Origin of the sequence: Providencia sp. PROV201 (assembly GCF_028479545.1) — a bacterium.
GTDB classification, from domain to species: Bacteria; Pseudomonadota; Gammaproteobacteria; order Enterobacterales; family Enterobacteriaceae; genus Providencia; species Providencia huaxiensis.
Map to the genome: position 1 here is coordinate 29,047 of NZ_JAMPNW010000010.1, position 13,005 is coordinate 42,051.

At 42.2% G+C, this 13,005-nt stretch carries 11 protein-coding genes; 6 read left to right on the forward strand and 5 right to left on the reverse strand.

Annotated elements, in window-relative coordinates; genetic code table 11:
• Window positions 1-18 precede the first annotated feature (18 nt).
• Window positions 19-291, forward strand: coding sequence for a helix-turn-helix domain-containing protein (locus PR809_RS10120; protein WP_102138220.1), 273 nt, complete (start codon window positions 19-21; stop codon window positions 289-291).
• 138 nt (window positions 292-429) lie between these two features.
• Here the strand turns inward: PR809_RS10120 and mdh are convergent, their stop codons facing one another.
• Complete coding sequence (gene mdh, locus PR809_RS10125) at window positions 430-1,368, reverse strand: malate dehydrogenase (protein WP_004905937.1); 939 nt, start codon at window positions 1,366-1,368, stop codon at window positions 430-432.
• Window positions 1,369-1,861: 493 nt separating this feature from the next.
• On the opposite strand from mdh, the gene argR reads away from it, so the two are divergent.
• Both argR and PR809_RS10135 read left to right on the forward strand, forming a co-directional pair.
• Window positions 1,862-2,332 (forward strand): transcriptional regulator ArgR, encoded by a 471-nt coding sequence (gene argR, locus PR809_RS10130; RefSeq protein ID WP_004907450.1) that lies wholly within the window; start codon window positions 1,862-1,864, stop codon window positions 2,330-2,332.
• Between the two features lie 86 nt (window positions 2,333-2,418).
• Complete coding sequence (locus PR809_RS10135; RefSeq protein WP_102138221.1) at window positions 2,419-2,841, forward strand: DUF6122 family protein; 423 nt, start codon at window positions 2,419-2,421, stop codon at window positions 2,839-2,841.
• A gap of 37 nt (window positions 2,842-2,878) precedes the next feature.
• Here PR809_RS10135 and mpl read toward each other — a convergent pair whose 3' ends face one another.
• Window positions 2,879-4,261 carry a UDP-N-acetylmuramate:L-alanyl-gamma-D-glutamyl-meso-diaminopimelate ligase gene (gene mpl / locus PR809_RS10140; protein ID WP_102138222.1) on the reverse strand — a complete coding sequence of 461 codons (1,383 nt, stop codon included), beginning with the start codon at window positions 4,259-4,261 and terminating at the stop codon, window positions 2,879-2,881.
• Window positions 4,262-4,424: 163 nt separating this feature from the next.
• Here mpl and fbp point away from each other — a divergent pair, with 163 nt between their 5' ends.
• Both fbp and ppa read left to right on the forward strand, forming a co-directional pair.
• Window positions 4,425-5,432, forward strand: a complete 1,008-nt coding sequence (gene fbp / locus PR809_RS10145; RefSeq protein ID WP_102138223.1) for a class 1 fructose-bisphosphatase — start codon at window positions 4,425-4,427, stop codon at window positions 5,430-5,432.
• Between the two features lie 187 nt (window positions 5,433-5,619).
• Window positions 5,620-6,150 (forward strand): inorganic diphosphatase, encoded by a 531-nt coding sequence (ppa, locus tag PR809_RS10150; protein ID WP_102138224.1) that lies wholly within the window; start codon window positions 5,620-5,622, stop codon window positions 6,148-6,150.
• Between the two features lie 147 nt (window positions 6,151-6,297).
• On the opposite strand, the gene PR809_RS10155 is transcribed toward ppa, so the two are convergent.
• From PR809_RS10155 to tamA, 3 genes are read right to left on the reverse strand one after another with little or no spacing between them, the layout of a single operon-like run.
• Window positions 6,298-6,645 (reverse strand): gamma-glutamylcyclotransferase family protein, encoded by a 348-nt coding sequence (locus PR809_RS10155; RefSeq protein WP_102138225.1) that lies wholly within the window; start codon window positions 6,643-6,645, stop codon window positions 6,298-6,300.
• 3 nt (window positions 6,646-6,648) lie between these two features.
• Entirely contained in the window at window positions 6,649-10,425 is a 3,777-nt protein-coding gene (tamB, locus tag PR809_RS10160; protein ID WP_206276820.1) for an autotransporter assembly complex protein TamB, read from the reverse strand.
• Window positions 10,422-12,164, reverse strand: a complete 1,743-nt coding sequence (tamA, locus tag PR809_RS10165; RefSeq protein ID WP_102138227.1) for an autotransporter assembly complex protein TamA — start codon at window positions 12,162-12,164, stop codon at window positions 10,422-10,424. Before tamA ends, tamB begins: the two co-directional genes overlap by 4 nt.
• Window positions 12,165-12,297: 133 nt before the next feature.
• Here tamA and msrA point away from each other — a divergent pair, with 133 nt between their 5' ends.
• Window positions 12,298-12,939, forward strand: coding sequence for a peptide-methionine (S)-S-oxide reductase MsrA (gene msrA, locus PR809_RS10170; RefSeq protein ID WP_195697868.1), 642 nt, complete (start codon window positions 12,298-12,300; stop codon window positions 12,937-12,939).
• Window positions 12,940-13,005 lie beyond the last annotated feature (66 nt).

Genomic DNA, 13,005 nt, shown 5'->3' on the forward strand with positions numbered 1-13,005 from the left:
TGAAAAAAGGACTAAAAAATGATTTTACGGAAATCGGACTGGCACCCTGCAGATATCATTGCTGCTTTACGTAAACGTGGGACAACCCTTGCCGCAATTTCACGCGAGGCAGGGCTAAGCTCTTCAACGTTAGCAAATGCGCTATCACGCCCTTGGCCTAAAGGGGAATGGATCATTGCAAATTTCTTAGCCATTCACCCAGCTGAGATTTGGCCAAGTCGTTATTACGACCCAATTACAGGGGATTTATTAGAAAGAAAAGTCAGAGAAAAGGCACCAGTGGAAGATTAAAAATTGTATGGGATATAGATATAAGGCTGTGAATAATCAATGTATTCACGGCCTTATCTTTTGATGGCAACCCAATAAAAAAGGTTGAGCTCTAAACGAAACTCAACCCTTTACAATTAGGAAAAGTGTTAACTGGCATTAGCCATTAATAAATTTTTCACCTAATTCGATATCTGCTTTTAATACATCTAGCATGTCTTTCAGTGCTTTCTCTTCAAATGCACTTAATTTACCGATTGGTAAATGTTTTTCGATACCGTTTTTGCCTAAAACAACGGGTTGTGCAAAGAAGCGAGCATGTTCACCATCACCTTCGGTGTAAACACATTCAACCACATTGCTTTCACCTTGCAGACCACGAATTAAAGATAAACCTAAACGTGCAGCTGCTTGGCCCATAGATAAAGTTGCAGACCCGCCACCCGCTTTCGCTTCAACGACTTCTGTACCTGCATTTTGAATACGCTTAGTTAACGCTGCAACTTCTTCGTCAGTGAAGCTAACACCTTCAATTTGAGATAACAGTGGCAGGATAGTCACACCAGAGTGGCCACCAATCACAGGCACTTCGAGGTCATTAACATTTTTGCCTTTTAGTTCAGCAACAAATGTATTAGAACGGATGATATCTAATGTCGTCACACCGAATAAACGGTTTTTATCGTAAACGCCTGCTTTTTTCAGGACTTCAGCAGCGATAGCAACAGTGGTATTCACTGGGTTAGTGATGATACCAATCAATGCTTTAGGGCAAGTTTCAGCAATTTGTTGGATCAGATTACGGACGATACCCGCATTGATGTTAAATAAGTCAGAACGGTCCATACCTGGTTTACGTGCAACACCCGCAGAAATAAGGACAATGTCAGCACCTTTTAATGCAGGTTTTGCATCTTCGCCAGCAAAGCCTGTCACTTTAACATCAGTAGGGATATGGCTTAAGTCAGCAGCAACACCTGGAGTGACTGGTGCGATGTCGTAGAGGGAGAGTTCTGAACCTGCTGGGAGCTGGTTTTTGAGAAGAAGGGCGAGAGCCTGACCGATACCACCTGCTGCACCTAGGACTGCAACTTTCATTCTGAAACTCCTTAATTTGTACTTTAAAAAGATATCACTTTATTTGTTATACACTTAACACATTACGTATAAAAAACAATTTGTTAACAGATAGAGAGAGAGTTTAACGCAAGAGAACTTGTTTATTAATTGCCAGTATTCTAAACAAATTCCTTATCTGTTAATGAGATAACGGGCACTTTTTTAACAAATAGTTTTTCTGGGTATTGCATTTCGCACAATAAGTTGTTTTCTGTGTATATTTTTCAATCAAAAACATTTTTATTAACAATAAATTTACAACGAATATCTGAAAAATTCATTGCTCTATTATGCTAATTTTTCATTTTCACAATTTACGATAAATTGATACTTCTAACTACCAACCTAAAACGAAATTGCTTAACTTTAAGTTATTCGCTGGTTATAAACTCATCATAACGCAATTTTGTTGCATAAAAATGCACTTTTACGGATAATACAGCTTAATTCAATGCAAAAGAATGGGTTGATTATGCGCACTCCGTCTAAACAAGAAGACTTGGTTAAGGCTTTTAAAGCCCTACTTAAAGAAGAAAAATTTAGCTCGCAAGCTGAAATTGTCACGGCTTTGCAAGAAGAAGGCTTCGAAAATATTAACCAATCAAAAATTTCCAGAATGCTAACCAAATTTGGTGCTGTTCGCACCCGTAATGCAAAAATGGAAATGGTATATTGCCTACCGACAGAGCCTGGTGTCCCTACCGCCACCAGCCCACTCAAAAACTTAGTTTTGGATATAGACTACAACCCTTCTGTTGTCGTGATCAGAACGAGTCCAGGTGCTGCACAGCTTATTGCACGTTTATTAGATTCATTAGGTAAAGCAGAAGGAATTTTAGGTAGTATTGCTGGTGATGATACTATCTTCTCAACGCCAGCCAACAATTTCACCACAAAAGAGTTGTATGAAGCGATTTTAGCGTTATTTGAACAAGAGCTTTAATCTATTGATATACATTAGAATAAGAGGGAAATTCGATTTCCCTCTTATTGTTTTTGTCTGTTTCTATTCGATTTTGAGACATCATTTTGTTATTTGATATTTTCCGCAACTTCATACACTACGGCTTTCACTTTCTGATGCCAATTGCCTTTGGTTACCTATTTTGGCGAAAAAATTGGAAACTCGCTGCCCTGATCATGATAGCCACGATGGCTATCGATTTAGATCATCTGCTAGCTGACCCTATTTTTGACCCAGAACGCTGTGGTATTGGGTTCCACCCACTTCATTCCTTTTGGGCTGCGGTTGTTTATGTGGTGTTACTATTCATGCCATCATGGAAACTCAAAGCGATTGCGGTTGGCTGCTTGTTCCACCTTTTCACAGATTCGCTAGATTGCTATATGGGAAGTTTAAAAAAAGAGATGAATAGCCCAATAACATTAAGTCTCGTCATAGAACAGTGCCCATTGAGTATGCCAAACATAAAAAAAACCCAGCAATCATAAGGATCACTGGGGTTATCAAATAGCTAGCTAAGAGAATTTAATCATCTTGCTCTGTTTCTGCTTTCGCCTTCAAAGCTGCGAGCAATTTGCCATGAATGCCGCTAAAGCCACCATTGCTCATCACCAAAATATGGTCACCCGGTTGTGCGGTTTCAATAATCATATTGGTGAATGCCTCAATATCTGCACTCCAACGGGCGGGTTGAACACATTTTTCAGCAATATCCGTCACCATCCAAGGGATATTGGCCGGTTGGAACAGAAACACTTCATCTGCACGGCCTAGCGCAGGCGCAATATCATTTTTATTGACCCCCATTTTCATGGTATTCGAACGAGGCTCGAGCACTGCAAGAATACGTGAAGTTCCGCCAACTTTGCTGCGAAGTGCTTCTAACGTTGCCAAAATAGCCGTTGGGTGATGTGCGAAGTCATCGTAAACACTAACGCCATTTTCAACACCACGTAACTCAAGGCGACGGCGTGCATTGATAAAGCCATTCAAGGCAAGGCAAGCTTCTTTTACTGGGACTCCTACATGGTGAGCCGCAGCAATCGCCATCAATGCATTTTGGATATTGTGGTTACCCACTTGTGACCAAGCGACTTCACCCACTTTTTCTTGTTGGTAGTACACGGCAAAGTGGCTGCCATCGTGGCTTAGCTTCTCTGCTTGCCATCCACCATGCTCCCCACCCACCAGCTCTTGTTCACTCCAGCAGCCCATTCCAATCACTTGTTTTAAATGATTATCGTTGTCTGGTGTGAAAATTTTGCCACTCGCTGGCACAATGCGTACAAGGTGATGGAACTGTTTTTGAATCGCTTCGAGGTTTTCAAAGATATCCGCATGGTCGAATTCAAGGTTGTTCAATACCAAGGTTTTCGGGCTGTAATGAACAAATTTAGAACGTTTATCGAAAAATGCACAGTCATATTCATCCGCCTCGATAACAAAAAACGGACTTTCGCCAATCTTAGCGGAGACATCAAAGTTACCCGGAACACCACCGATAAGAAAACCGGGCTTGTAACCACACTCTTCTAAGATCCACGCAAGCATCCCCGCGGTAGTCGTTTTACCATGGGTTCCCGCCACGGCCAGTACCCAACGTTCGGGTAACACATGGTCATGAAGCCACTGTGGGCCAGATGTATACGGCAAACCTCTTTCTAACACAGCTTCGACACAAGGGTTACCGCGCGTCATTGCATTACCGATCACTACCATATCCGGTATTGGGTCAAGCTGAGCCGGATCAAACCCCTGAATGAGTTCAATCCCTTGATTTTCAAGTAATGTGCTCATCGGTGGATACACATTGTCATCCGAACCCGTCACTTTATGCCCTAAAGAACGAGCCAATATTGCTAAGCTTCCCATAAAGGTACCGCATATACCTAAAATATGTATGTGCATTCTTTTTCATCCAATTAGCATGAGGTTGGTCACTATTCTACCCATCAAAAACAGGTTTATAAATGCATTAACCTATTAATCTTTTTTTTATTTAGTTAAACTCTCCCCGCGCGAGGGTAAATGCCCCGCAAAACCTCTGTCAATTTTATTCAGGACCTTCGTCATGAAAACATTAGGCGAATTCATCGTCGAAAAGCAACAAGATTTTCCTCATGCAACAGGTGAGCTGACTTCTTTATTATCAGCTATCAAACTGGGCGCTAAAATTATCCATCGTGATATTAATAAAGCTGGACTTGTCGATATTCTTGGCACTAACGGTGTTTCGAATATTCAAGGTGAAGTTCAGATGAAGCTTGACCTGTATGCTAACGAAAAACTGAAAGCGGCTTTAAAAGCACGCGGAGAAGTCGCCGGTATCGCCTCTGAAGAAGAAGACGAAATTGTCATTTTCGAAGGAGACCGTGCAGAAAACGCAAAATATGTTGTTTTAATGGACCCACTTGATGGTTCTTCGAACATCGATGTAAACGTTTCCGTTGGAACAATTTTCTCAATCTATCATCGTATCACGCCAATTGGCCAACCGGTTACAGAAGCTGATTTCCTGCAACCTGGTAACCGCCAAGTGGCTGCGGGCTACGTGGTTTATGGTTCATCAACGATGTTAGTTTACACCACGGGTGTTGGTGTACACGCGTTTACTTACGACCCATCATTGGGCGTTTTCTGCTTATCTCATGAAAAAGTGATGTTCCCATCAGAAGGGAAAATGTACTCCATCAACGAAGGAAACTATATCAGGTTCCCGATGGGCGTTAAAAAGTACATTAAATATTGCCAAGAAGAAGATAAAGCAACAAATCGCCCGTATACCACTCGTTATATCGGTTCTTTGGTTGCAGATTTCCATCGTAACTTGCTCAAAGGGGGAATTTATATTTACCCGAGTACAGCAAGCCATCCAAATGGAAAATTGCGCCTTCTGTACGAATGCAACCCAATTGCATTTTTAGCAGAACAAGCCGGTGGTAAAGCTAGCGATGGGGCTAATCGCATCTTAGATATTATTCCTAGCGAATTACACCAACGTGCACCGTTTTTTGTCGGAACGGAGTCGATGGTAGAGAAAGCCGAATCATTTATGCGTGAATTCCCTGACTCGGAATAACCCAATTTATTAATTATAAGGCGGGGTTTCCCGCCTTTTTTGTTCCTTTTTTTCACCAACTAGTGAGTTTTGCCCCCTTTTACGGCTATAATGTCCCCCACGCTATCTACTCTATTATTTGATTTGCCTAAAAGCGGCAACAAATTAAAATGAGTAAATTCATTATTCACACAAAGGATACATTTAAATGGGCCTGAACAATGTACCGGCAGGTAAAGATCTGCCAGAAGATATCTATGTTATCATCGAAATCCCAGCGAACGCAGATCCTATCAAATATGAAGTTGATAAAGACTCTGGTGCGCTGTTTGTAGACCGTTTCATGTCAACAGCGATGTTCTATCCATGCAACTATGGTTACATCAACAACACCCTGTCTTTAGATGGCGACCCAGTTGACGTATTAGTTCCAACTCCATACCCATTACAACCAGGCTCAGTCATCCGTTGCCGCCCTGTTGGCGTCCTGAAAATGACTGACGAGTCTGGTGAAGATGCAAAATTAGTTGCTGTTCCGCACACTAAATTAAGCAAAGAATACGATCACATCAAAGATGTGAACGACCTGCCAGAATTACTGCGTGCTCAAATTACTCATTTCTTTGAACATTACAAAGATTTAGAAAAAGGTAAATGGGTTAAAGTTGATGGTTGGGAAGATGCAGCATCTGCAAAAGCAGAGATCATCGAATCTTTCGAACGCGCTGCCAAAAAATAATATCCCTTTAAGGGCATAATGAAAGCGCTGGTTAATATCAGCGCTTTTTTATGGGCTCTAACATGTTGATTAGGCCATAAAGTAAAAACGCCAGCTATCATTGCTGGCGTTTTATATTTTTACAACTCGATAGCGACTATTAAATCGTTATACTTCTTCATCACGTTTCAGCCAGTCGCCACTTTTTATTTGACGTAGACCATCAACCGAATGTTTATACAGATAAATCCAAGCGTTGCCATACGGCGTTGGGATAAGCTCTCGTACATAGTCTTGAGAATTTTTCTTTAGCTCATCTAATTCAGTCAAAATTGACGGGTTGATTCGATAAACTTCGCACTCTATCACCCCATCCCCTTTGACAACCGCTGGATAATATCCAAGATCATACAGTTCATAGCCTTCTAGCTTATGCTCACCGAGTAGCTGAGCATAAGTCATCCAATGATGATTTCCTTGCTTTTGTCTTAAGCTACCATAAACAATTACACGCATAATCTAAAACTCAAATTGGTAAAGGAGATCCAATGCCTGATTAACACCAGACACAGCTTCTAAATACAGTTTTGGCATCAACCGATAACGTAAGGTTAACGTCGCCAATGAGTCAAAGATACCAACTCCATACTTCACTTGTAAATCATTAGTGATCTTACCACTTACAACGACTTGGGAACCATCCCCCACACCTTGGGTATCGACGGCTAAATCAGAGACTCCAAATGTCTCACCAATTTTACCCACGAGTTGCCCACTTTGTGCTACACCTAAGCCGATTAACATAGATGTCATTTGTGAACCATTTGCGTCCCCACTATCTAAGCCCTCTCCTCTTAATAAGTAAGAAAGTGCTTCTTGTTGTGTTTTCGCAGGTTCAGAGAATATTTCTACTTTCGGTTTATCTGCAAGCCCAGTGACCTTCACCCCTGCAATCACGCCATCTGCCGTGTTGTCTGGGTTACGTATCGCTTCTAAGTTTAAGAATGGTTGGTCCGCAGGGCCTGAGAACTGAATTTGCCCCTTACGTACAATCAAATCTTGCCCATAAGCACGGAAACGACCAGCTGGAATATCCACCTGACCATTGATGTGCAAGCCATGGATATTTTGAACCACTTTCAATAAACCCGTCAGGCGCGCTTTTAAGCCAAACGCATCCAATCGAACATCGTTACCAATTTTAATATCCAAATTGGTCTGAATAGGAATGGATGGCGCTTTTTGTTCAATTGGCTGTAAGTTGCTATCTAACATCACCACATCTGAAGATGCGCTTACCGCCGACTCAGGGAGCTCTTGAACAGTAATTCGAGCCCATGGAATATTGACCGTACCATTTAACGTGAGTACCGAAGGTGATGCATCAAATACAATATCCGGTTGAACATCAATTTGGATCATCGGAGGTAAAGAAACACGGAGGTTATTACCTCGCGCCATGATTTTTGCACGCCATGCATCAATATTGCGCCAATCTGCGTCACCATCAATGTTCAGATAGCCCTCTGGCGTGTTTATCTGACCATTCATGACTGAGCTCGTGCCGTTGAAATTAACACCTAAATGACCACTTTTGATATCAAACGGGATCATTGCAGATTTCACTTCTAAACTCGAAAGCGCTAAATTCCCATTTAATAATGGGTTATTGGCTGACCCGCCTAAACGTAGATTTCCACTTAAACGGCCATTCGCCACTTCCTTCTGGCCCAGTAACGGCTTGATTAAATCTAATGTCACCGAATTAATTTCAACATTACCCGACAACAAGCGACGTTTTTCAATATCAGACACTTGGATGTTACCGCGCATCTGTCCGTTATTAGCTAACCCAAATAACCAGCTAAGATCTGCCTTACCATTTTTCAACCCAGCACTTAACGTTAAGGTATCAAAAGCAATCGGTAAACGGGTTCCATCCACAAACTGAACTGCTTTGACATCATTTCCTCGCAAGTCCAGCTTCACTTGTGGCATGCTGCCATCCGCTTGCCAAATGGCATTGGCTTTACCCGTAAATACGCCACTGACTCGAGTATCTTGTGGCATAAAGGGTTTGATCATGGCGAGATCAAAACGTTCTAATACGATATCTGCGCTACCACTTTTACCCGCTTTAATCGGTTTTGGTACACACAAACGGGCGTTCGGGTTAACCCAACAATGCCGTCCAATGGTCACTTCTTGGGTTTGGTTGGCATAATCGAGTGACATTGCTTGGTTTAAGCGCCATTCACCCACCACCGTATCAAATAAGGTGTTAGATAAATTCCCTTTCCACACTTCAGTCTGCCGGTCAAAACTGCCTGCTAATGCTAATTGACCAGAAACCGGCTCACCTTTCATATTCAATTTTAACGTATGCTGTTTTTCACTGCCTTTCGCATCTAAAGTTAGGTTACTGACGACAAGGTCGCCTTGTTTTAATTGACGCAGAACAACGGATAGATCCCCTTTAATTTGCTCGCCTGTTGCCACATTTCCTTTGATAACAACATTCTCGATAGCAAGGTCGTCCTGCCACTTCACACCGCGTGCGGTGAGGTCAACAAGCGCTTCTGGCGTCTCTAAATTACCCCGTAATTTCACATCACCAGCAATCACACCACCTAAGCCAGGTAGCAAACCATTGAGTGCAGGGGCATTAATTTTGGCATCAAGGTTCCATTTATCAGCAAGGGAGCCTTTTACGTCGACATTATTTTTACCCAGTGCCAAATTGAAGTTTGGAATATCCCATTGGCCTGCTGCGTTACCTTTGGCTTTTCCGCGTGCTTTCAAGAGATTATTTTTGACATTACCATCCAAAATAATTTCAGGGATATCTAACTGCCAGCTACCACCGTATAAACTTCCGCGAGTGGCAATCTTGCCATCCACTTTAGCAGGCCATTCAGGGTACTGTTTGGCAGTATTAATCCCCGACAAGGTCAATACCGCATTCCAACTAATCGCCTTACTCCAGTCCGCAACACCTGTAATATCCGCATTACCCTGTAAAGCAGCTAAACGTAAACGAGTTAAATTAATTTGCTCTTCATTACCTTTCGCATCTAATAGCAAGGTCGAAGGGGGCAAATCCTGCCCAGTGATAGCTGAGCGTACAGACATGTCATAAGCCGATGGCCGGCCATTTAAACGCAACCGTGTTCCATCGAGTTGGTATTGCGCTTCCCCCACTAACGGCCACGTTAGCTTATCACTTTCTAATGTCAGCAAAATAGGCAGGTCTGCTTGTGACAAATCTGTTTCTGCATCTAATTTCGCATTAATTGGCCCGTGTAAGTTCAATGCCAATTTTAGCTCATCAACCAAACCGCCTTTTAAGGAGAGGTCTATTTTTTGCCCGTCTAAATCCTCTAAACGGCTTTCACCCACGACCGACAATGAGACTGGCCATTTATCTTGCAATGTTGCTGTGCCAGATAACGCAACATTCCCTTGCGGTGCATCGACTTTTAACTGTTTAACTAAAACTTGTTGCCCTTCATTCGAAAGACTCAAGTGTAATTGGTTAATTTTAAGTTCAGTCGCTCCCGTTAATTGAAAATTCGAAGCATTAATGCCATCAACATTTAAATCAACAGGTAAAATAACCTCTGGTAATTCAGCGAGTAACGGCTTAGAAAATAGCGTTTTTAATTCATCCGCTAATGATTTTTGGTCATTTATCGGCGTTGGGTCTGGTTGTTTCTCTTCAACGGCTGCATCTGATTTGGTTTCAGGTAAATTAATGGCCAAATCAATGATATCGGTTGGAATGATAGTGATCGCTTTCCCTTCCCACGTGACCCCTGTGGTAAATTTGGCTAAATCGATGTCCATGCCATCCACATTAACGTGCGTTGAAACCAAAGCCAATTGATTCAAACGAATGGTTAAAGGTGCCTTGAGTTCAGTCAAAGGTTCAGATGGTGGCGTTTCTTCTGAAGGGGGAAACTGTGAGGTATCAACATTGACAGTGACATTTTCCGTACCTAAGTTGTCGACACATAGCTCACGGCTTGTTAAACAACCTAGACGTACGGCTAAATTTAGTTTTCCTGCATTAACATCAACACCTGGCATTTGATATTTAACGCCACTTAACGTTAAGTTACTAATATCCCCGTCAATTTTATCAATGGTTAATTCAGGAACAAAGCGTGTCGCTGTATTTAATGCAAAGTGAAGACCAGACTGTGTTCCAATCACCCAACTGAGTGCAGCAATAATCAAAACAAGAATTAATAAAATGGAAAGACTTGTCCATTTTAGCCACTTCAACCACCTCATAACTCAGTCCCCAAGCCGATATAAAACTGTATTTTGTTGTTATCTGGATCACCGATAGGTTTTGCTAAGTCTAATTTTATTGGCCCAACCGGTGAGACCCAGCGGATACCGACTCCCGCACCCGTTTTAAAATCACTATTTTTAAAGTTATCAACGGCTTCACCACTATCAATAAAGGTTGCTCCCCACCAATTCCCTGTAAAGTTATATTGGTATTCTACAGAGCCTACGGCCAATTTTGATGCCCCTGTCAGCTTACCTTTACTATTTTCTGGCGAGATCTTTTGGTAACCATACCCACGCACACTGCCGTCACCCCCTGCAAAGAAACGCAAGTCCGGTGGAACTTTGTCGAAGTCGTTCGTTTCAATCCAACCGATATTTCCACGAACAACAAAGCGATGACCTTCCCATGGCGTTCTGATCCATACGTTTTTGGCTTGCAGCACCGCAAAATCGATGTCTGAACCCCAAATTTTATTTGAGTAATCAATAGAGTAACGTTGGCTATCTCCCCATGTTGGCATCACACCGCCGCGTTGGCGAATACGGCTCACATAGGCCCCGGGATATAACAACATCGTCGTATTCGTCACGTTGGCTTGGGTAAAGTTACTCAGCATCCAACGCATGTTCACGCCATATTGCCAACCGGATGAATAATCCCAATTACGAGACACATTCAAGGTTGTTGTATTCGCTTGGGTATCATTTAAATCTGTACGTTTAAAGCCCCCTTGAACCGCATAATATTGCTCAAGCGGGTTAGCTTTTAGTGGAATTTTATAGCTCGCATCAATTAATTGTTCTGGTTGTGACAAACTAATACTGGACGTTAAACTTTGCCCACGAGAGTTGATCCACGGCTTATTCCATGTGGCTTTAACGCGAGGGCCCACATCTGTTGCATACCCCCCACCGAGCTCAATAAAATTTTTGGCTCTAGGGGTCATTACCGCTTCCATCGGTAACTCATAGGAGTTTTCTTTTCGAGCACTCACGATGCGTGGCGTCACAATCGCAGAAGTGAACCAACCTGTTTCTGCTAACCGACGATTAAATTCAGCGAGTTGTTCTGATGTGTAGTATTCCCCTTTTTTGAAAGGAGCAAGGTTGTTCAGGTAATCTTCACGAATTTGTGAACCTGAATAAGAAATAGCACCAAACCGATAGCGTTCACCACTGTTAAAATCAAAATCCCAATAAGCCGCATGGTGATCAAGAGAAATACCCAGTTGGCTTTTCTCCATCATCGCATCAAAATAACCTTTACGAACGGCTAAACTGCTAAAGCGCCCTTTAAATTCTTCGTATTCGCCATCATTTTGGATAGTATCAAGCTTTGGCGTATATTGTTTGAGCATCTTTTCATAGTCTGGATCCGTTTTTGCTCCACCTTGTAACTCAACATTCACCCCTTTTAATAAAATAGGTTCTCCAGGAGTGACCTTGGCGGTTAAAACGGAACGAGCAGGCGGGGTTTTTTCTTCATAGCTAAATTCAACCGTGGGTTGGTAGTAACCTAAAGGCTTTAAACCTTCTTTAATTGCTTTCTCAACACGGGCTCGAAAACGACCATTTGGCACAACCTCATCTTGCGATATATTAGACAGCTGTACGCGAACGTTTTGATTAAGTTGTCCTTCAAGGCCTTCAATATTAAGGCGAAGATTAGCTGCGTGTACCACTGGCACTGCCGCAGTTAGGCAGAGAAAACAAATTAGAGGGTATTTCGACACGCCTACTCCTAAGGTGATTGTTCGATTGACTAAATACTTCATATCAATTTATTTTGAGTAAAATTCGCCATAGACACAAGTTTTTATCCCTATTTTTAGATTATTTGTGTGGTCAATACATATAGGAATCATTATGCCTTTTAATAAATTTCACTCTGCAAGTATTGCACAACCTCTGCCCGGCAGAGCAACTGCTATGACTTACTCACCATATCATGCGCTTAACCATCATTCGATTGAGATTATTCCTAAGAATATGGAAATTGCTTATTTTGCCATGGGCTGTTTTTGGGGAGTTGAACGACTATTTTGGCAGCAAGCTGGGGTTTATTCAACTTCTGCTGGGTATTGTGGTGGTGTGACCCCTAACCCAACCTACGAAGAGGTTTGCTCAGGACGCACTGGCCACGCAGAAGCGGTTCGTGTTGTTTTTGACCCACAAATTATCAGTTACTCTCAACTATTGACATTATTTTGGGAAAACCATGACCCTGCACAAGGCATGCGCCAAGGGAATGACATGGGAAGCCAATATCGCTCCGCCATTTATACTGTGTCAGATGAGCAAGACCAGCAAGCAATGGAAACACTGCAAGCTTACCAAAATGCAATGAAAGCGCAGCATGACTCTCGTGCAATCACGACCGAAATAGCGCCTTTAGACACGTTTTATTTCGCAGAAGATTACCACCAGCAGTACTTATACAAAAACCCGAATGGATATTGTGGATTAGGAGGGATTGGTATCTGTTTACCGCCTTCGTTAAACAAATAAATCAATAACTTAATACAGTGAGTTCATCTTCCCAACCATTCAAGTTGCTTTCCAATATGACTTAAA